The following is a 19,779-nucleotide window of genomic DNA, read 5'->3' as shown; positions in this document are numbered from 1 at the left end:
CCCCCGGCCCCCCGGCCTCCGGCCCCCGGCACGGCCGGCGTCACCGGGCCCACGGCGCAGGAGCGCCGCAGCAGCGGTCCGGCCGGAAGCGGGACCGATCGCCGGCGCCCGCCGCCCCCCCCGTGACCCTGGCGACCTCGACCCCGCCCTGTGCCCCGTGCGCCGAACGGCCCGTGCCGCACAGCATGCGGCCCGGGCCGTTCGGCGGGAGTCCGGCAACGAGGCCGCCGGTCAGTCCACTTCGGCGACCGCCTGGGCGAACTGCGCCGCGTACAGGCGCGCGTAGGCGCCGCCCGAGGTCAACAGCTCCTCGTGCGTGCCCTGTTCGACGATCGAGCCGTTCTCCATCACCAGGATCACGTCCGCGTCCCGGATGGTGGAGAGGCGGTGCGCGATCACGAACGAGGTCCGCCCGTGGGCCAGCCGGGCCATGGCCTTCTGGATCAGCACCTCCGTGCGGGTGTCGACCGAGCTCGTCGCCTCGTCGAGGATCAGGATCACCGGGTCGGACAGGAACGCCCGCGCGATGGTGATCAGCTGCTTCTCGCCGGCGCTGACGCCCGCGCCCTCGTCGTCGATGACCGTGTCGTAGCCCTCGGGAAGGGTGCGGATGAAGCGGTCCGCGTGCGCGGCCTTCGCCGCGTCCTCGATCTCCGCCCGGCTCACCTCGCGCGTCGCGCCGTAGGCGATGTTGTCGGCGATGGTGCCGCCGAAGAGCCAGGTGTCCTGGAGCACCATGCCGATACGGGAGCGCAGCTCCTCGCGGGGCATCCTGGCGATGTCGACCCCGTCGAGGGTGATGCGCCCGCCGGTCACCTCGTAGAACCGCATGAGCAGGTTCACGAGGGTCGTCTTGCCGGCGCCCGTCGGGCCGACGATCGCGACCGTGTGCCCCGGCTCCACGGCGAGCGACAGGTTTTCGATGAGCGGCTTGTCCTCCTCGTAGCGGAAGGCCACGCCCTCCAGCGCGACCCGGCCCTTCGGCTCGCTCGTCGCCCAGGCCCCGGCCGGGGACACCCCGAGCTCGCCGGCCGGAGCGTCCGGCTCCTGCTCCTTCGCGTCGAGCAGCTCGAAGATCCGCTCGGCGGAGGCGACACCCGACTGCACCAGGTTCGCCATCGAGGCGACCTGCGTCAGCGGCATCGAGAACTGCCGGGAGTACTGGATGAAGGCCTGCACGTCACCGATGGACAGACTGCCGGTCGCCACCCGCAGACCGCCGACCACGGCCACGAGGACGTAGTTCAGGTTCGAGACGAAGAACATCACCGGCTGCATCACGCCGCTGTTGAACTGGGCCTTGAACCCGGCCTCGTACAGCGCCTCGTTCTGCTCGTGGAAGTCCCTCGCGGACTCCTCCTGCCGGCCGAACACCTTCACCAGCGTGTGGCCGGAGTACATCTCCTCGACGTGGGCGTTGAGCCGGCCCGTGGACTTCCACTGCTGCACGAAGTGCGGCTGCGAACGCTTGCCGATCCTCGTCGCCACGACCACCGACAGCGGCACCGTGACCAGCGCCACCAGGGCGAGCAGCGGGGAGATCCAGAACATCATGACGAGCACGCCGACGATCGTGAGCAGCGAGTTGATCAGCTGCCCCATCGACTGCTGGAGGGTCTGCGAGATGTTGTCGATGTCGTTGGTCGCCCGGGACAGCACCTCGCCGCGCTTGGCCTTGTCGAAGTACGACAGGGGCAGGCGCGCCAGCTTCGCCTGGACGTCCTCGCGCATCCGGTAGACGGTCCGGTTGATCACCTTGATCGACATGCGCGTCGAGACCAGCATGAGCAGGCCGGCGAGCACGTACACGACCAGGGCCAGGCCGAGGACCTCGCCGACCGCCGTGAAGTCGATGCCCTGGCCCGGGGTGAAGTCCACCCCGGCCAGCATGTCCGCCATCCCGCCATCGCCCTTGGCCCGCAGCGCGTCCAGGGCCTGCTGCTTCGTGGCGCCCTCGGGCATCTGGCGCCCGACCACACCCGCGAAGACCAGGTCGGTCGCCCGGCCGAGGATCTTCGGCCCGACCACCGAGGCCGCCACCGACAGCACGCCGGCGACCAGCATCAGCCAGAGCGAGCGCCGCTCCGGTGCCAGCTGCTTCAGCAGCCGCTTGCCGGAGCCCTTGAAGTCCATCGACTTCGAGTCCGGGCCGCCCCCGGCCATCGGCATACGTGGACCGGCCATCAGGCTGCCTCCGCCTCGGTCAGCTGGGAGAGCACGATCTCCCGGTACGTCTCGTTCTCCGCCATCAGCTCGTGATGCCGCCCGGTGCCGACGACCCGGCCCTCGTCGAGGACCACGATCCGGTCGGCGTCACGGATGGTCGACACCCGCTGGGCGACGATCACCACCGTCGAGTCGGCCGTCTCGTCCGAGAGCGCGGCCCTCAGCAGGGCGTCGGTCTCGTAGTCGAGCGCGGAGAAGGAGTCGTCGAAGAGATAGATCTCCGGCTTCTGCACCAGCGTGCGGGCGATCGCGAGCCGCTGCCGCTGACCGCCGGACACGTTCGTGCCGCCCTGGGCGATGGGGGCGTTGAGCCCGCCCTCCAGTTTGGTGACGAAGTCCTTGGCCTGCGCCACCTCCAGGGCGTGCCACAGCTCCTCGTCCGTCGCGTCCGGGTTGCCGTACCGCAGGTTGGTCGCGACCGTCCCCGAGAACAGGTACGGCTTCTGCGGGACGAGCCCGACCGTCCGCGCCATCAGCGCGGGCTCCAGCTCGCGCACGTCCACCCCGTCGACGAGCACCTCGCCGTCGGTCACGTCGAACAGCCGCGGCACCAGGCCCAGCAGCGTCGACTTGCCGCTGCCGGTCGAGCCGATGATCGCGGTGGTCTCGCCCGGCCGGGCGACCAGCCCCACGTCCCGCAGGACCGACTCCTCGGCGCCCGGGTACCGGAAGTCCGCGCTCCTGACCTCCAGATGCCCGCGCCGGCCCAGCTCGCGCACCGGCTCGGCCGGCGGCACCACGCTGGACTCCGTCGCCAGGACCTCCTCGATGCGCTCGGCGCACACCTCGGCCCGCGGCACCATCATGAACATGAAGGTGGCCATCATCACGGCCATCACGATCTGCATCAGATACGCCAGGAAGGCGGTCAGCGCGCCGATCTCCATGTCACCGCTGTCGATGCGGTGCGCGCCGAACCAGACGACGGCGATCGACGACACGTTCACGACCGTCATGACGGTCGGGAACATCAGCGCCATCAGCCGGCCGGTGGCGAGCGACACGCTCGTCAGCTCGGTGTTGGACCCCTTGAAGCGCTCGCGCTCGTAGTCGTCCCGGACGAAGGCGCGGATGACCCGGTTGCCGGTGATCTGCTCGCGCAGCACCCGGTTCACGGTGTCGAGCCGCGTCTGCATGGTCCGGAACAGCGGCCGCATCCGCCGCACGATCAGCGAGACGGCGATGCCGAGCACCGGGACCACCGCGATCAGTACGGCCGACAGCGGCACGTCCAGGCTGAGCGCCATGACGATGCCGCCGACGCACATGATCGGCGCCGAGACCATCAGCGTGAACGCCATCAGGACCAGCATCTGGACCTGCTGCACGTCGTTGGTCGTCCGGGTGATCAGCGACGGAGCGCCGAAGTGCCCGACCTCCCGGGCCGAGAAGGACTGCACCCGCTCGAAGACCGCGGCCCGCACGTCCCGCCCGAGCGCGGAGGCGGTCCGCGCCCCGAAGTACACGGCCCCGATGTTGCAGACCACCTGGATCACGGACACGCCGATCATCAGCGCGCCGAACCGCAGGATGTAGCCGGTGTCCCCGTTCACGACACCGTTGTCGATGATGTCCGCGTTCAGGGTCGGCAGATAGAGGGTGGCGCTGGTCTGCAGCAGCTGCAGCAGCACCAGCAGTCCGATGGGTTTCCTGTAGGGCCTGAGATGAGTCCGGAGAAGTCTTATGAGCACGGGTTCTACTATCGCCCGCGCTCCCGAGACGTTACGACTCGTTTTGTGGGCGGGCCCCCGGCCCTGGCCAAGTCTTTACGAACGACGCCGGGGGTGCGGGGGCGGGGCTGGTCGGCCGCGGGCGGGGGCCCATGGCCGGGGTCCGGAAGACCAGGGCCCGAGACCTGGGCCCGAGACCAGGGCCCGACGCCCGAAGAGGAGAGCCCGGAGAGCAGGGCCGGAGAGGAGAGCCCGGAGAACAGGCCCGGAGTGGAGAGCCCGAAGGACGGGGCCGGAGACCAGAGCCCGGAATCCCGGAGACCAGGGCCCGCATCCCGGGCCCGACGACCGGCGCCCGAAGACCGGCGCCCGAAGACCGGCGCCCGAAGACCGGCTCCCGATCCGGAACCGGGCCGGTACGGTCCGGTCCGGCCGGGGCCGGGCCTCAGGAAGTGAACGCGCCGGGATGGATCTGGTCCCGGGTGGCCGCGTACTGCTGACGCACGGCCTGGCCGACGGCCAGCTCCTCGCCCGCCTCGAACACCTGGGCGGCGGCCCCCTGCCAGGCCGGGGGGACGGACGGGGAGAGCGTGCCCTGCGAGACGCCGAGCGCCCAGGCGGCCTGGCGGGCGGCGCCGAGCGCCGCGTAGTCGGCCGGCTGCGGGACGACGACCTGCGCGCCGAAGACGGTGGGCGCGATGGCCTGGACGGCGGGCAGCCCGGCGGCGGCGCCGAGCAGGAAGACCCGCCGTACCTCGACGCCGCGCCGGCGCAGCACCTCCATGGCGTCGGCGAGGGAGCAGAGCATGCCCTCGAAGGAGGCCCGGGCGAGGTGCTCGGGCTTCATCGACTCGCGGCGCAGGCCGGAGAGCGTGCCGGCGGTGTGCGGCAGGTGCGGGGTCCGCTCGCCTTCGAGGTACGGCAGCAGGACGAGCCCGGAGGAGCCGGGCGTCGACTTGAGGGCGAGCGCCGAGAGTTCGTCCAGGGACTCGACGCCGAGCATCTCGGCGGTCCCGCGCAGGGCCCGTACGGCGTTCGAGGTGTGGACGACCGGGAGGTGCATCCCGGCGGCGTCGGCGAAGGCGGTGATCGTGCCGTCGGGGTCGGCGAGCGCCTCGTGGTGGACGGCCATGACGGAGCCGGAGGCGCCGAGGGAGACCACGGCGTCGCCGACGCCGAGGCCGAGGCCGAGGGCGGCGGCCATCGCCTCGCCCGTACCGGCGGAGATCAGCAGCCCCTCGGGGGTGGTGCCGGCCGCCTCGGCGGGCCCGAGCACCTCGGGGAGCACGGCCTGGTGGCCCAGGGCGAGCTCGACGAGATCGGGCCGGTAGGAGCCGTTGCGCGCGGACCAGTAGCCGGTGCCGGAGGCGGCGCCGCGGTCGGTGGTGCGGCGCGCGGGGCGCCCGAGCAGTTGCCAGACCAGCCAGTCGTGCGGCTGGAGGATCATCGCGACGCGCTGGGAATGCTCGGGCTCGCTCCGGGCCAGCCAGCGGAGCTTGGCGACGGGCAGACCGGCGGCCGGCACGGTCCCGACCGCCTCGGCCCACGCCTGCCGCCCGCCGAGGGCCTCGACGAGATCCGCCGCGGCGACCTGGGCGCGCTTGTCGTTCCCGACGAGCGCGGGCCGGACGAGACCGCCCTGGGCGTCGAGCGGAACGAGCGCGTGTCCCTGCGCCGACACGCCGATGGCCTGCACGCCTTCGAGCAGCCCGCCGCCGGCGGCCTCCCCGAGGGAGAGCAGCCAGGCCTGCGGGTCGACCTCCGTGGCCTTGGGCTCGATCGGGTGCGGGGCGTGCCCCTGCCGCAGTACGGCACCCGTGTCGGCATCACAGACGACGATGCGAGTGGAGTCCGAAGAGCTGTCCAGACCGGCGACTATCCCCATGGCACATGATTCTGCCGTACTTCGGGCCGTGGCGAGGTCAGGTGTTGCTGGTGCCCCAGTCCTCCTCGTACCGCCCGGCGGGGCCGTACTGCCCGTTGTGATCGCGCCGGGCCTTGATCCGGGTCGCCTGTTCGCCGACGGCGTGCACCGCCTTGCCGGCGGCCTGCCGTCCGGACTGGGCGGCGGACTCGGCGGCGTTCCGTACGGCGGGGTTCTCGGCGACCCGCTGGGCCCCCTTCTTCATCCGCTCGTACCACTCTCGGCCGGCCCGCGTCCCGATGACGAAACCGAGGGCAAGGCCGCCCATGAAGATCAGCTTGCGCACGCTTCGATCCTTCCGTGGAGCGCCCTGGGGATACCGATTGGCGGAGCACCCCCCTGCTTGCGCTAATCTATGTCTCGCAGCGAGCGATCGCCCCCCGGCAAGGCCGGAGGGAGGGCCGTTCGTCGCAACGCAGCAATCCCCTGTAGCTCAATTGGCAGAGCAGCCGGCTGTTAACCGGCAGGTTACTGGTTCGAGTCCAGTCGGGGGAGCGCGATCCCCTGTAGCTCAATTGGCAGAGCATTCGGCTGTTAACCGGAGGGTTACTGGTTCGAGTCCAGTCGGGGGAGCCACACGGAAGAGGACCCTTCGGGGTCCTTTTTCGTTTCCGGTGGAACCGGCCGTCCGCTCCCGGAGTCTTCTTGATCGAGCATGGCCGACCATCCGGAGCAGGAGATCGTATGAGCGGCTATGCTGCGGCAGACGGCGCGCACACTTGTACGCGCCGTGGTGTTCGGGGCGGTAGCTCAGCCGGTTAGAGCAGCGGACTCATAATCCGTCGGCCGTGGGTTCGAGTCCCACCCGCCCCACCACAGCCCGCACCCGCAGGAAGGTTTTGCCTGGGGGAGCGGCCTTTTTCGTCCTCCACGGTGCACCGCGAGTGACCGGCGAGGCGGGAACAACACGCCGGAAGTCCCCCGAACGCACTACACCGCGCGCAGGGCGGCGGCTCGTGGACCCAGGGGGTCGCGGCCGTCTGCGCTTCCGGTCGTGCGGCAGACCCGCCCGCGCGGCCCCGGCGCGATGACCGACGAGCAGTTCCGCGATGCCCTGCGAGCCCGCGACGCTTCGGTCGTGCAGCTTCCCGGGCTCAGACGGAGGTTCCGGTGAGCCTGCCGAAGCCGCGCAGCACGCGCGTGTGGAGCTGGCGTGGCTGGAGGTCGCGCTCCGCCCGCAGCAGGAAGGCCGCGGGCGACGCACGCAGCTGCGCATCCCGAGCCCTGCCCGCACTGTGGCGCAGAGCCGCGAGCCCGAGGACCGCACCGCCGGCCGCGGCGAGTGGCTGGCCTGCCGGGATGCTCCCGAGGACGAGCGTGGTCGCGGTGCCCAGTTCGAACTTCGTGTTCATGGCGCTGAACGCGGTGGTGATCCCCAGCCCCCTCATGGCCTTGCGGAGCTCTTCGAGCGGGGTCTCGAAGGTCCGCGCCACCGTGAGGGTGAGGTGCTTGCGAAGCGCCTCCGGGTCCTCGATCGAGCCGAGGGACTCCCGGAAGTCGGAGGCCGCGGTACTCACGGCGTCGGTGAACGCGGTGAACTCCGCGCGGTGGTCGGTACGCAGCCGGACGATCTTCTCGACCGGTACGGCGTCGAGGTCCTCCGGGACCACGAGACGGAGGGACATGAGGCCGATGGCCTGCTGCAGGTCCTCGCCAAGCGCGGGAGGGGCGGCTTCACCGAGGTCCAACAGCGTCTGGGCGATGAGCCGGGCATCCCACCCGTGGGCGCCGTGCGAGGTCGGCTGATCGGTCAGGGGGGTGAAGCGTGTACGTCTGGCCAGCTCGTCGGTCAGGACGCACTTGTAGACCCAGGCCAGCCTTGGCCGCATGGCGATCCAGTGAATGCCGTCCGTCCGCGCGATCCGGGTGCGTTGAGTGATGATCGCCAAGCCGTTCTCGAGCAGGGCGTCCCGGAGCTCGGGGGCGATCTCGTCCTCGTGGAGTCCGGCGAGATCGAAGCGGGGGTTGTGCTCCGGCCGTGCCGCCGGCTCCGCCGTGACCTGGAACCCGTTGGCCTCGGCCACATCCATGACGCCGTGGATCGCCCGGAGGACCTGACCGTGCTCCCGTATGAGCTCAAGGAAGAGCGGCGCGACGGCCCCTGCTGCCAGACGGGGTGACGTCACGTCAAGGAACTTCCCGTCGAGCCCGTCGTTCAGTGCAGCGGCGGTCTCCGAATCGGCCACCGGGTATCCGTCCGGGACGACTCGCGCCAACTTCGCCCAGTACAGCGCCGTCAGCTTGAGCCACCGTTCGTCGCGGCAGTGGATGTACGGGTAGTACAGGCCGATCTGCTGCATGATCTCTCTTCCCCCTCTTCGAATCCACCGTCCGGTCCCCAGATCCGGCGGCAGGCGGTCGGACCACGCTACAAGCCGCCTTGGCCGGGTGTTTGCAGAGGTGTTCACCTGCCATCGGTTCTCGGCCAGGGGCGTTGCCGACGCCGCCGATCCGCCGGCCGCGCCCGCCATACCGGGGCCTGGAGATCGTCACGAACGGCAAGGACGGTGCCGCCTCCTGGCAGTCCATGATGGCGATGACGGGCACGACCGGCTCGACACGTTACGTCCCCTGAGACCGAGGAAGAACGATGGCAACGGAGCGGAACATCCGCACGAACTTCGGCTTCTACCCTCCTGAGAACAACGGTGCCGCATGGGGAGCGACACTGGGGGGCCTGGAGAGGGCGCTGGGGGCGGCGTTCCCCGAGGCCAGACTGAAGTACAGGAAGTCCGGCATCCATAACATGACGGTGCTCGACTACGAGGTGCAGTTGTCGCCCGACGTGTGGGTGTACGGGACGGCAGCCATGCCGGATCCGGACTACGCCTACATCGCGCTTACCGACGTGACAGCCGACGAAGCCGCCGCGTTCGCCGTCTGGCTGCGCGATTCGTTCGTTCCGGCACCACCTCTCGTGCGGTTCGCGAGCAGCCTTGCCATGGAGAACGGCGAGGAGGACCCGCGCCAGTTGCCGGCCGGCGGGGGGCAGGCAGAGATTCGGGACACGATGAGGAGCTACCTCGCTTCCTTTGATTACTGAGCCAGGAGGTCTTGGGAGTCGCCGATACCAGCCCCTGGAGGCTGCGCCGCCCTTCACACAGAGACGGCTGGAGCGCGGATGCGACGCCGACGGGAACTCGTCATGGACACCTGGAGTGCCCCTTGCGTACCCGCCGGCGTTCCACGCCGCCGTCGGAGGATGGTCGACGCGGGGGTCATCGCGGGCACCCCCGACTGCCGCGGTCGGCGATGTCGGCCGGGCCCCTGATGTCAGTGGGGCTGGATACGGTGCGGCCATGGCGGACGCGTACACCACTCTGTGGACGAATGACCTGTGTAGGGAGCTCAGGAAGGGCGGCTTCGAGGGCGAGCGGCTGACCGTGCTGTTCGGCGGCCCCCACCAGTCGCTGCCGAGCTTCGTGCGCGCCGGCGTCCGGCCGGGCGATCGCGTGTATCCGATGCGCGTCTTCCGGCGGCAGCTGTGGCTGCTGGGTTCCATGGAGGTCGGGCGCCTGTTGGATTACGAGACCGTCGGCGATCACCTGGCCATGGAGGACTACCTACGACTCGTCCACTGGAAGCCGCTGAAGACGAGCTGCGTCACCGAGGTCGCGGTCGGCCCGCCAGGGACGCCGCTCAGCTTCGACACGCCGGTCCCCGGTGGCGTTCTCGCCGAGCTCACGTACCGGTCCCGGCGGGGCGAGCGGCAGATCAAGCACGTCGTCGACGGGGAGCTGCGGAGCGCCGTGAGCGTGCACGGGGTCTATCGCCTCGCCCCGGAATCCGCCGTGGTCCTGGAGACGCTCGTCGGCGGGCGATCCGTGCCGGCGTAGGGTCCATCGGCGATCGCCGATCGCCGGTGTCCGCTGGGCGACGATGCTTGACGCATCGAGTGCGTCCGTAGATGTCGATTTACGCGACCGTGCGCCGCCGTTCGTCGCCGGCCTCGTGTGGAGCGGCTTCTCGGCGTGCAGGTCTTCGGAGATCTGGACGGCCTGTTGGCGTCGGTGACGCACGAGAGCAGGTAGACGTCCTCCTGGAGGTTCGCCTGAACGGCGCCCTCCACCTCCGTCGCGTCCGGGGGCCGCGGGGTTCACCGCAGGCGGCGCGGCGCCGTTCATTTCGTGGCCGAAGGTCACGCGGGTGCCCCCATGTCGACGTCCCGGGCGGAGCCCACCTGGTGCAGGCGGCCCGTCTGGCCGTCATGGATCTCGATGTCGCCTGGGAACGTCGTCCACCTGCCGTGGTTCAGTGGCCGGGGTCCCCGACCTCGACCTGGTGGTCGAGTGAGACCCCGGGAGGGTTCCCGGCCGCCACGTGCGGAGGGGCAGGGAAGAGGCCCGTGCGGCGGGCACGTCCCGTCACGGGGTGTCGAGGATGGCTGCGAAGACGATCGTCGCCAGGACGACCGTCGCGGGGGCGGCGAGGGCGAGGCCGAGGCGGCGGGGCTGGTTCCGGCGGCGGCGGGGGAGGGCCCAGCTGGTGATCAGGAGGGCCAGGGCGAGCAGCAGGCCCACCCAGAGGAGCGGGAAGGCCACCGCGAAGCTCGCGTCGAAGCGGTCGGCCTCGGCGCCGTCGCAGGAGTCGCAGGCCATCGGGGACAGCCCGCCGAAGAAGAGCGCCAGGAGGCCCATGGGGAGGGTGAGCAGGGTCGAGACGAGCGGGGCGACCCAGCCCCCGGTCACCGGCGCGTCGGGATCGTTCATCGGCATGGGCCCAGCTCATCGCATGACGGGCCCGCGGCACATGAGTCCGCGTACTCAATCGTGCTGAGCGGTCAGCCGGGGGTCACCGTCAGGTGGTACGTGGTGTCGACCCAGAAGCCGCTCGTCGCTCGGCCCTTGATCTCCAGGACGTACTGGCCGGGCGTCAGCGGGGCGATGCCGGCCCAGACGCCCCACGCGACGTGCATGCGCAGATCCACCCGGAAGAAGGGCGACGTGTACTCGCGCACGGGGAGCGGCACGCCGTTCAGGAAGGCCTGCGCCTCCACGACGTCCAGCGTGAGCGGGGTGCGGGAGTGGTGCTTCGTGTGCTGGCGGTTGAGCACCGGGAAGAAGAGGGGGCGGCCGGACGGGATCTCGCAGCGGCGTACGACGTGGCCGCCGTAGGTGCCGGCGAGGAACCACAGGTCGTCCGGCTGCTGCCAGCCCGCGTGTTCGCCGGTCCGGTCGGCGACCGGGCTGAGGTCCTCCGGGGCCGACAGTGCCCACTGCCACCAGCGGGCCGCGAGGACGCCGCCCTCGCTCTCGCTGATCTGCCAGGTGCCCGTGTCCGAGGTCATGTCGCCCGTGCCCCCACTCCGTCGTCGGTCCTCCGCACCCTACGAGGCGGCCCGGCGCGGTTGCGCGGGGGGTGCGGTTCCGGGGGTGCGGGGGCTCGCGCCCCGCACCCCCGGTCCGCGTGGCTCAGTACGTCGCGATCGCCGGGTCCGTCACGCCCGCCGCGCCCGTCTCCACGTGGCCCGCCAGGCGGCGGAGGTAGTCCGTGGAGGCGGGAGTCGTGATCGTCACGTCGTACCAGCGGGAGGACGCGGTGAGGTCGACGGTGTGGGTGGTCGTGGCGCCCTTCGGGACCGTGAGGGTCTGCGGGGTGCCCGCGTAGGTGTTGGTGATCGTCACCGTCGTCGTGGCGCCCGCGTTGGTGAACGTCAGGTCCAGGTTGCCCGTCGTCGCGTTGTGGCGGGCCGTGACCTCCGGGACCGCCGTCTTGCCGGGGGAGCGGAAGCGGCGGAGGAAGCCGTTGGGGCCGTGGACCGTGAGGTCCGTGACGCCCTTGCTGTACTTGGTGTTCCAGGTGTCGGAGATCGACCTCGACGCCTCGGCCGTGTACGTCCACGGGGCGTCCGTGCGGTTCGCCGACGTCACGTAGAACTGGGCGCCCGCCGACGGGCCGCCGCTGAAGGTGAGGCGGTAGGTGCCCGCGGTGGTGTCCGCCGCGCCGTCCACGTACGGGGCGTAGCGCAGGGGGCGGGTGGGCTTCGTGCCCGGCTCCTGGCGGGGCATCGTGCCGACGGCCGGGGCGGTGGCCAGGAAGTCGGAGTGGCGGTTCTTGTCCGGCGGGTAGTAGCCCGCGGTGGACGGGAGCCGGGCCGCCTGGGTGTTCGTGCGCGTGAAGTCGAACGCCGAGGTCAGGTCGCCGCAGACCGCGCGGCGCCAGGGCGAGATGTTCGGCTCGCGAACGCCGAAGCGGGACTCCATGAAGCGGATGACCGACGTGTGGTCGAAGGTCTCCGAGCAGGTGTAGCCGCCGGTGGACCAGGGGGAGACCACGATCATCGGGACGCGCGGGCCCAGGCCGTAGGGGCCGGCGACGTAGCCGGTCTTGCCGCCGAAGTAGTCGAGGGTGGTCGGGGTGGTCGACAGGCCCTGGGCCGCCGACCCCGGCGCGTACGGCGGGACCACGTGGTCGAAGAAGCCGTCGTTCTCGTCGTACGTGATGAACAGGGCCGTCCTCGCCCACACGTCCGGGTTCGAGGTCAGCGCGTCGAGGACCTGCGCGATGTACCAGGCGCCGTAGTTGGAGGGCCAGTTGGCGTGCTCGGAGAAGGCCTCGGGGGCGGCGATCCAGGAGACCTGGGGGAGGTTGCCGGACTGGACGTCGGCGCGCAGCCGGTCGAAGTAGCCCTCGCCCGCCTTGGCGTTCGTGCCGGTACGGGCCTTGTCGTAGAGCGGGTTGCCGGGCTGGGCGTTGCGGTAGTTGTTGAAGTACAGCAGCGAGTTGTCGCCGTAGTTGCCGCGGAACGCGTCGTTGATCCAGCCCCACGAACCGGCGGCGTTCAGGCCGTCGCCGATGTCCTGGTAGATCTTCCACGAGACGCCCGCCGCCTCCAGGCGCTCGGGGTAGGTGGTCCAGCCGTAGCCCGCCTCGGCGTTGTTGAGGACCGGGCCGCCTCCCGTGCCGTCGTTGCCGACGTAACCCGTCCACATGTAGTAGCGGTTGGGGTCCGTCGCGCCGATGAACGAACAGTGGTACGCGTCGCAGATGGTGAAGGCGTCGGCGAGCGCGTAGTGGAACGGGATGTCCTCGCGGGTGAGGTGCGCCATGGTGGCCTTGGTCTTGGCCGGAATCCAGTTGTCGTACCTGCCCTTGTTGAACGCGCTCTGGCCGCCCTGCCAGTCGTGGTTGAGGCCCTGGAGGTACTCCATGCCCAGCTTGTCGCTGGTCGGGCGGAACGGCAGGGTCACCTTGGAGCCGTCGGACTGGTTCCAGACGGACTTGCCGCTGGGCAGTGTCACGGGGCGCGGGTCGCCGAAGCCCCGTACGCCCTTCATCGCACCGAAATAGTGGTCGAAGGAACGATTCTCCTGCATCAGCACGACGATGTGCTCGATGTCCTGGATCGTGCCGGTCGCGCCCTGCGCGGGTATGGAGGCGGCGCGGGCGATGCTGTCGGACAGCATGGTGAACGCGGCGGTGCCGCCTGCCAGTTGCAGGAACCGGCGGCGATTGAGGTCGGCCATGGGTGAGTGGTCCTCCGGAGTGGGGGAGCGGACGGGGGGTGCGGGTGCGGTGCCGGCGGGACCGGTCGCCGGCGCCCCAAGGAGAGCGCCCGCGAACCACCGCCCGGCGGCCGTCCCATGACTGCCCGTCGTACGCCAGGCGAATCCCCTGTGCCGAACACGATCGCGCAGAATCCGACGGGTTCCCTCGGAGTGGCCCCCTCAGGCCGACAGGACGTCACAACGGGACGCCGCAACGGGACGCCAGAACAGGCCCCCACGGCAGGGGTGCCACGGCGGGCTCCGCAGCGGGGGGCGTCAGGCCGGGTCCCCACAGCCGGGGTCCGCAACAGAACGCCGCAGCAGGGCGCCAGAACGGCACACCACGGCAGGGCTCCGCGGCCGGACATCACGCCCCCCGCGTCCCCCGACCGCTCCTCAGAAGCTCGCCGCCAGCCACCGCGCCACCCGCAGCGGGTCCGGCGCGGGGCCCGTGGCGCGGAGTTCGCGGTGGGCCGCGCGGAGGAGTTCGGGGCGGTGGAGCAGGGGGCCCGTGGCGGCGTCCGTGGTGGTGAGGGCGAGGACGAGCCCCGTCCAGGCCTCCGGGGCCTCGGGGTCGGCGGCCAGGAGGCGGGCGTACGCCTCCGGTGCGGCCGGGTCGCCGGTCACGAGCGCGCGGTCGGCGTCGGTGGGGCCGGGCCGGGCGGCCGCGGGGCCGGCGTCCTCGGCGAGCCCCGGCCGGAGGTCCGCGCCGAGCACCTGTCGGATCAGGCGCGTACGGGCGTGGGACCAGCGGGTGAGGTCCGGGGCCACGGCCGAGGCGGCGACGCGGACGTCGGCCGGCCTCCCTGCCGTGAAGGCCCGGGCCAGGGCGCGGGCGTCGGCCGGGGCCGGGGCCAGGTGCCGGACGCGCCACTCGGTGCGGTGGTCGGTGGCGGCGAACTCGGCCAGGGCGTCGATGCCGGGCCTGACCCGGCTGTCCGACGTCCAGGCGGAGAGCCTCGCGGCCATGCCCGCGAGGAAGCGGTGTCCGTGGGCGGTCAGGGCCGGGTCGGCGGCCAGGGTGTCGACGGCCTCCCGCGTCTGCCGCCTCCGCAGGGCCAGTTCGAACTCCGCCGAGGCACGTTCCGCCCGCGGCGCCCGGTCCAGGTAGCGCGACCAGAAGTCGGTGATCCCCAGGAACGCGTAGGCGCCCTGGAGCAGTCCGCTCAGCGGGCGGGGGTCGTCCCGCCAGGGGGCGTGGTGCCGTTCGGCCCCGCTGTCCTGTTCGAGCGTCAGCAGGTGCAGCAGCGCGCCCAGTTTGGTGTGCTGGAACTCGTGCACCAGCGTGACGGCCATGGTCACCGCGTCCGGCGGCAGCGAGGACAGCATGCCGCCGAAGGCGTCGCCCGAGGAGGCGCTGAGCACCGCCCCGCCCGGCGACGGCGGTACGGCCGTCATGCTGCGCAGTCCCTCCGCCAGGGCCGCGGCCATCTCCGGATCGGTGTCCTCCAGGAGAACGAGCGCCCGGTCGAACCGGTCCTGCCAGCGGGCGATCTCGCCCGGATCGAGGCGGTCCGGCGGCAGCGGCTCGCTGAGGTCCCGGTAGGGGTCGACGTCGTCCAGCCAGATGTCCAGGGGGCGCCCGGCCGCGTGGGCGTGCAGCCGGTGCAGTCCCTGCCAGCCCGGTGCTGGACCGCCGGGCGGCGTGTGCGGCCCGGCCGGGCTCACGCACGCGCCGTACGGGTCGACCCGCAGCCGGCCCGCCGCCACCGACACCTCCGTCGTGCCCCAGCGCGGCCGCCCCGGCAGCCGGGCGAGCCCGAGCGTGGGGAACATGGCGGCACCGTCGCGCAGCGGCACGGTGGTGCGCAGCGGCAGCCCGGCGCGCAGCGCGGCGACGGCGCACACCGCGAAGAGGTGGCCGAGGTCGGTCCAGAGCGGTCCGTCACCCCAGCCCGTGTGCCGTAATCGGCGCAGGCCGTGCCCCAGCCACACACCGGTCTGCGGATGCAGCAGCAGCTCCCGGAAGGCCTCCGGGGCGCGCTCCTGGGCCGCGGTCAGCGTGTCCCACGCGCTGTCCACGGACGGCAGCGGCCCCAGCGCGGCGGGCGTCTCCGCGATCTCGTCGAGCAGGGCCCGCAGCAGCAGCAGCCGCCTGCTGTACTCGGTCGTCCGCAGGAAGCGGATCGTGTCCCGGCCGCCCCGGCCCGCGGCCAGGGCGTCGAAGTGCGCCGAGGGAATGAGATGGTGCGCGGCGGTACGGGCGGGCTCGTGGCGTCCGTCGGTCTGCACGGATCTCCTCCCAGGGAACCGTCAGTCGGCCCGCCCGGGCGACCCGTCGTTGGCGAAGTTCACCCGGGGACGCTCCACCTGGCGGAGCGCCAGCTCCAGCGAGCGGGCGTGCAGGCGCGGGCTCTGCGACCGGATGACGGACAGCGGGACCTCGCTGAGATCGATCAGCTCGGATCCCATGAATGCGTCGGACGTGTGCATCGACATCCCCCTTGCCATGCGCTGAACAACCCCGTTGGCTTTCATGATGGCGCAGGCGCAAGGGTTCCGGAAGGGCGTGATCAGGCGGTTGCGCCCCCCGGATCCGTACCCAGCCAGCGCGCGGCCCACTTCTCCAGCTCCTGTTGCTCCAGGGCGCCCGGTTCGAGCAGGGCGACCGCCTCGACGAGAGCGGCCAGGCCGCCCGGGTGGCGACGGCAGGTGCGCACGATGCTGATGATGTCGGGGCGCGCCGCGCCCAGCCGGGGGATGGCGCCCGCCAGATCGGCGGGCAGCATGCCGAGGACGAGCTGCCGGTGGTCCCGGTCCGTCATGGTGGGCCAGCCGGCCAGCAGCACGATGAGTTCGGTCAGCCCCTTGTCCGGCACCGGTTCCTCCAGGCGCCGGGCGGCGGCCGGGAAGTCGAGGCGGCGCTCGTCGCCGGCCCAGGACCGGCTGTAGAGGGAGGTGGGGCGCTGTCCGCCGCGGGTGAATCCGCCGACCACGGTGTCCGCGATCCCGCTCATGTCCGGCGGCCAGGCGCCGCCGTCCGCCGCGGCCAGCGCCTCCAGGACGGCCAGGGAGAAGGCGCCGGTCTGGCGTACGGGGTCGTTCGCCGCCCGCTGTCCCGGGCCCGAGGCCAGCAGCACGAACTGCTCCCGGCCCGGCAGCCGGTCTCCGCCCGGCGGGACCTCGGCGGGCAGGGAGCGGGCGAAGCCGAGGTCCTCGACGAAGGTCTGGCAGGAGTCCACCAGCCAGATCTGGCGCTGGAAGCCGGGCACGAGATCGGTGGTGAAGGCCGTCAGCCAGGCGTTCAGGTCCAGGTTCCGCCGGTCGTCCGGGCCCGCGTCGGCGTAGAAGAGCCGGCGGTGCCCCTGCGGGTCGGTGACGCCGTGGCCGCCCCAGAACACCCAGAGGAGATCGCCCTCCAGGGCCGGCAGCCGGCGGGTGAGGACCTCCTGCACGGCCTCCCGGCCGGCCGGGCCGGCGGCGACGTCGACCTCGGGTCCGCCCGCGCCGGGCAGCGGGGCGAGGAGCAGGGAGATGTTGGCGGCGGGTACCCCGCGACCGCGCAGCCAGGCGGTGAAGCGGCGGGCGTCCGCGGCCGGGCCCGGCAGGTCCCAGGCGGCGCCCGCCGCATAGCGCTCCGTGCCGACGACGAGGGCGTGGGTCCGCTCCGGGCGGGCCGCGGTCACGGCAGCTCCGCCGCGAGGAGGCGGTAGAGCTCGGGATTGCTCCAGTAGGCGCTGTGGGAGAGCGGGAACGGCTGGCGGCTGTCCAGGGCCACGTCGTCGACCCGGCCGGGGAAGACCCCGGCGCCGACGTAGCCGAGCAGGTCGCGCCGGTCGTACACGTTGAGCCAGCGCGGTACGTGCGCGGGCAGCGGGCTGCCGTGCTCCAGGCTCGGCAGCGCGCCCAGTTCGTAGAGGAACGGTGCCTGCGAGCCGACCGTGACCAGCAGGGCGACCTCCGGGAGCTGCCGCAGCACCAGCAGGTCGAGGGCGGCGATGCCGCCGAGGCTGTGCGCGAGCAGGACGACGGGCGGTTCGGCGGCCCGTACGGCCTCCGCGACGATCTCGCGGATCGCGGCGCCCCGGGACAGGTACAGCAGGACGTCCCCGGCCGCCGGGTGCGCCGCGTCGGTGAGGGCCGAACGCCGTTTCACCACCTGGGCGGAGGCCAGTCCGAGTGCCAGCCGCCCGGTCAGGTGCCTGAGCCGCCGGGTCACCGGCCCGCGGTGGGTGCCGGCCTCGTCGGACGGGTCGCCGGGGAGCAGGGCGACGATGCGGGCCACCGCCTCGTCGCGGGCGGTGCCGTCGAAGGCCGCAGCCGAGCCGTTCCGCTCGGTCCGGCGGCCGATCGCCTCGGCGACGAACGCCCGCGCCAGGACGTCCGTGCCGGCGGCGGCCGCGGGGGTGCGCAGGAACCCGCGGCCGTCGGGGCTGGTGAGGACGGCGGCCACGGCGGAGGCGAAGTCCTCGCCGATCCCGGCCGCGTCGAGGAGCCCGCGCAGCGAGGCGTCCCCGGCGAGCGACAGGGCGGCCGAGGACAGCGCCTCGCCCGGCGGCGGCGCGCCCGGGGCCAGCTCCCGGCGGCCGGTGGACTCCGACGCGACGAGGCGGAGTTCGAGCAGGGGGTCGAGGTAGAGCAGGCCCCAGAGCTCGATGTCCTCGTCCTGCTCGCCGTCCTCGGTGCCCGTGGCGGAGAGCCCTCCGCCCGGTGCTCCGCGGCCGGTGCCGTATCCCGGCACGGAGGCGCCGTTCGCGTGCAGCGCCGATCCGGCGCTTCCACCCCAGTAACAGGGAGTGACGACGACTTCGGGGCGTAAGGGACGCAGCCCCTGTCTCACCCTTTCCACCGAAGCGGTGAACCCCGGCTCGCGCACCCCCGTGCCGTGGACGAACAGCACCGTTGTCACAGCTGACCCCCGTTCGTGGCGGCATACGCCAAACGGCTTCCACGATAGGTCAGTTATCGCCAGGACAGCTACACTTCCCAGGGGCTGTGCCGCCGTCGACGGCACGTGCCGGAAGGGGAATGCCGGTGGGCACGGACTCCGTCATCACGCATGTCGTCGCAGCGCTCGCCGTCGTGATCGCGGCCTCGCACGCCCTGGGGGCCGTCGCCCGCAGACTGGGGCAACCGAGCGTCATCGGGCAGCTGTTCGCGGGCATCGCGCTCGGGCCCAGCCTGCTCGGCCTGCTGCCCGGCCAGGTGTCGGAACTGCTCTTCCCGAAGCAGATCCAGCCCATCCTGACCTCGCTGTCGCAAGTGGCCCTGGTGTTCTTCCTCTTCGCCGTCGGATACGAGCTGGACCTCAGGCTCCTGCGGAACCAGAGCGCCGTGACCGCCGTCTCGGTGAGCGGCTTCGTCATTCCCATGGCCGCGGGCGCCGCCATCGTCCTCCTCTTTCCCGGCGGGTTCGCCTCCGTCAACGGCGGACGTCCGACCGGGACCACCTTCGTCCTCTACATGGCCGTCGCCCTGTCCATCACCGCCGTTCCGGTCCTGGCCAGCATCATCAAGGACCAGGGGCTGATGGGCAGCAGGCCGGGCACGATCGCGATGGCCTCCGCCGGGGTCATCGACGTGCTGAGCTGGCCGGTGCTCGCCGTGGTCCTGGTGGGCGGCGAGGAGGGCTCGGTGCGGGCCTGGGCGGTCAAGGTGGCCCTGCTCCTGCTGTACGTCCTGGTGATGCTCTTCGCCGTACGGCCCCTCCTGGCCTGGTGGATGCGCAGGCCGGGTCTCGCGGCGGCCCGTCAGGTGCCCCTCGTCGTCACCGTGGCGCTCGCGTCGGCCTGGGCCACCAACGCGCTCGGCCTGCACGTCATCTTCGGCGCGCTCCTCGCCGGCGTCGTCATGCCGCGGCTGGCCGACGGCTCCCCGGACGCGCGCCTGCTGCGCCCGCTCCAGGACCTCGGCGGGCTGCTCCTCCCCGTGTTCTTCGCGATCTCGGGAACGGCCGTCGTGCTCGGCGGGCTGCACTCGTCCGACCTGCTGATCCTGGCGGTGATATGTGTCGCGGCGGTGGTGAGCAAGGTGGCCGCCGGTTCGCTCTCCGCCCGTGGCGCCCGCCAGCCCTGGCGTGACTCGCTGCTGATCGGCGTCCTGCTCAACACCCGCGGGCTGACCGAGCTCATCGTGCTCAACGTCGGACTGCAGGCCGGCATCATCGGCCCCCGGCTCTACGCGCTGCTGGTCGTGATGGCGTTGCTGACCACGGCCGCCACCGGGCCGCTGATCCGTCTGCTGCGCCGGCCGGCCGACCTGCCGCCGGACCTGCACACCGACGCCCGGCCCGACGGCGGCGCGCTGGTGCCGGACGTCCGTCCCGGGGCGGACGCCGCGGCGCTGCCCTCCTCCGGTGCCGGGACCGCGTCCGGCCAGTGACCGGCGCCGTCCCGTGACGGCCACGACCGGACCGGAGCGCCGCGTCCCGTGCCGGTCGAGGCGGCCGGCCGGGCCGCGGCGGTGTGGGCGGCTCACCCGGTGGGCGGTGCGACGAAGCCGGCCGGGTCCCCGTGGACCCGGCCGGCTCCCG

Annotated in this window: 16 protein-coding genes and 3 tRNA genes; 7 read left to right on the top strand and 12 right to left on the bottom strand. The window is 72.3% G+C overall.

Annotated features, from left to right (window positions below; genetic code table 11):
• Positions 1-231: 231 nt before the first annotated feature.
• The 4 genes from ACGF1Z_RS09260 to ACGF1Z_RS09245 form a co-directional block, all read right to left on the bottom strand.
• A complete protein-coding gene (locus ACGF1Z_RS09260) occupies positions 232-2,184 on the bottom strand; it encodes an ABC transporter ATP-binding protein (protein WP_393001626.1) in 1,953 nt (650 codons plus the stop codon).
• Entirely contained in the window at positions 2,184-3,917 is a 1,734-nt protein-coding gene (locus ACGF1Z_RS09255; RefSeq protein ID WP_393001624.1) for an ABC transporter ATP-binding protein, read from the bottom strand. The genes ACGF1Z_RS09260 and ACGF1Z_RS09255 overlap by 1 nt, the downstream gene beginning before the upstream one ends.
• Positions 3,918-4,341: 424 nt before the next feature.
• Positions 4,342-5,781, bottom strand: coding sequence for an FGGY family carbohydrate kinase (locus ACGF1Z_RS09250; protein ID WP_393001622.1), 1,440 nt, complete (start codon positions 5,779-5,781; stop codon positions 4,342-4,344).
• Positions 5,782-5,818: 37 nt separating this feature from the next.
• Positions 5,819-6,088: a YtxH domain-containing protein gene (locus ACGF1Z_RS09245; RefSeq protein ID WP_393002443.1), complete on the bottom strand. Its 270-nt coding sequence runs from the start codon at positions 6,086-6,088 to the stop codon at positions 5,819-5,821.
• 154 nt (positions 6,089-6,242) lie between these two features.
• Between ACGF1Z_RS09245 and ACGF1Z_RS09240 the strand changes: the two genes are divergently transcribed.
• The 3 genes from ACGF1Z_RS09240 to ACGF1Z_RS09230 all read left to right on the top strand — a co-directional run bounded on the left by ACGF1Z_RS09240 (position 6,243) and on the right by ACGF1Z_RS09230 (position 6,636).
• A tRNA-Asn gene (locus ACGF1Z_RS09240) sits at positions 6,243-6,315 on the top strand.
• 5 nt (positions 6,316-6,320) lie between these two features.
• Positions 6,321-6,396: transfer RNA gene (locus ACGF1Z_RS09235), tRNA-Asn, on the top strand.
• A gap of 163 nt (positions 6,397-6,559) precedes the next feature.
• A tRNA-Ile gene (locus ACGF1Z_RS09230) sits at positions 6,560-6,636 on the top strand.
• Positions 6,637-6,914: 278 nt separating this feature from the next.
• On the opposite strand, the gene ACGF1Z_RS09225 is transcribed toward ACGF1Z_RS09230, so the two are convergent.
• A complete protein-coding gene (locus tag ACGF1Z_RS09225) occupies positions 6,915-8,120 on the bottom strand; it encodes a DUF6236 family protein (protein WP_393001620.1) in 1,206 nt (401 codons plus the stop codon).
• 80 nt (positions 8,121-8,200) lie between these two features.
• On the opposite strand from ACGF1Z_RS09225, the gene ACGF1Z_RS09220 reads away from it, so the two are divergent.
• The 3 genes from ACGF1Z_RS09220 (at position 8,201) to ACGF1Z_RS09210 (ending at position 9,656) form a co-directional block, all read left to right on the top strand.
• Complete coding sequence (locus ACGF1Z_RS09220) at positions 8,201-8,395, top strand: restriction endonuclease fold toxin-2 domain-containing protein (RefSeq protein ID WP_393001618.1); 195 nt, start codon at positions 8,201-8,203, stop codon at positions 8,393-8,395.
• A 15-nt stretch (positions 8,396-8,410) separates the two neighbouring features.
• Positions 8,411-8,863 carry a hypothetical protein gene (locus ACGF1Z_RS09215; protein ID WP_393001616.1) on the top strand — a complete coding sequence of 151 codons (453 nt, stop codon included), beginning with the start codon at positions 8,411-8,413 and terminating at the stop codon, positions 8,861-8,863.
• Positions 8,864-9,119: 256 nt separating this feature from the next.
• Positions 9,120-9,656, top strand: a complete 537-nt coding sequence (locus ACGF1Z_RS09210; protein WP_393001614.1) for a hypothetical protein — start codon at positions 9,120-9,122, stop codon at positions 9,654-9,656.
• 528 nt (positions 9,657-10,184) lie between these two features.
• Here the strand turns inward: ACGF1Z_RS09210 and ACGF1Z_RS09205 are convergent.
• The 7 genes from ACGF1Z_RS09205 to ACGF1Z_RS09175 form a co-directional block, all read right to left on the bottom strand.
• A complete protein-coding gene (locus ACGF1Z_RS09205) occupies positions 10,185-10,535 on the bottom strand; it encodes a hypothetical protein (protein WP_393001612.1) in 351 nt (116 codons plus the stop codon).
• Between the two features lie 65 nt (positions 10,536-10,600).
• Positions 10,601-11,107: a hypothetical protein gene (locus tag ACGF1Z_RS09200; RefSeq protein ID WP_393001610.1), complete on the bottom strand. Its 507-nt coding sequence runs from the start codon at positions 11,105-11,107 to the stop codon at positions 10,601-10,603.
• Positions 11,108-11,231: 124 nt separating this feature from the next.
• Positions 11,232-13,286 (bottom strand): phosphocholine-specific phospholipase C, encoded by a 2,055-nt coding sequence (locus tag ACGF1Z_RS09195; protein WP_393001608.1) that lies wholly within the window; start codon positions 13,284-13,286, stop codon positions 11,232-11,234.
• 417 nt (positions 13,287-13,703) lie between these two features.
• Positions 13,704-15,539 carry an aKG-HExxH-type peptide beta-hydroxylase gene (locus ACGF1Z_RS09190; RefSeq protein ID WP_393001606.1) on the bottom strand — a complete coding sequence of 612 codons (1,836 nt, stop codon included), beginning with the start codon at positions 15,537-15,539 and terminating at the stop codon, positions 13,704-13,706.
• 21 nt (positions 15,540-15,560) lie between these two features.
• Positions 15,561-15,740, bottom strand: a complete 180-nt coding sequence (locus tag ACGF1Z_RS09185; RefSeq protein WP_393001604.1) for a hypothetical protein — start codon at positions 15,738-15,740, stop codon at positions 15,561-15,563.
• Between the two features lie 80 nt (positions 15,741-15,820).
• Complete coding sequence (locus ACGF1Z_RS09180) at positions 15,821-16,933, bottom strand: caspase family protein (protein ID WP_393001602.1); 1,113 nt, start codon at positions 16,931-16,933, stop codon at positions 15,821-15,823.
• Positions 16,930-18,156: a hypothetical protein gene (locus tag ACGF1Z_RS09175; protein ID WP_393001600.1), complete on the bottom strand. Its 1,227-nt coding sequence runs from the start codon at positions 18,154-18,156 to the stop codon at positions 16,930-16,932. Before ACGF1Z_RS09175 ends, ACGF1Z_RS09180 begins: the two co-directional genes overlap by 4 nt.
• Before the next feature lie 125 nt (positions 18,157-18,281).
• Between ACGF1Z_RS09175 and ACGF1Z_RS09170 the strand changes: the two genes are divergently transcribed.
• Positions 18,282-19,628 (top strand): cation:proton antiporter, encoded by a 1,347-nt coding sequence (locus ACGF1Z_RS09170; RefSeq protein WP_393001598.1) that lies wholly within the window; start codon positions 18,282-18,284, stop codon positions 19,626-19,628.
• Positions 19,629-19,779: the final 151 nt, after the last annotated feature.

This window comes from Streptomyces sp. NPDC048018, assembly GCF_043202995.1.
Lineage (GTDB): Bacteria > Actinomycetota > Actinomycetes > Streptomycetales > Streptomycetaceae > Streptomyces.
The sequence above is the reverse complement of the archived record's forward strand: the minus strand, read 5'-3'. Positions and strand labels throughout refer to the sequence as shown.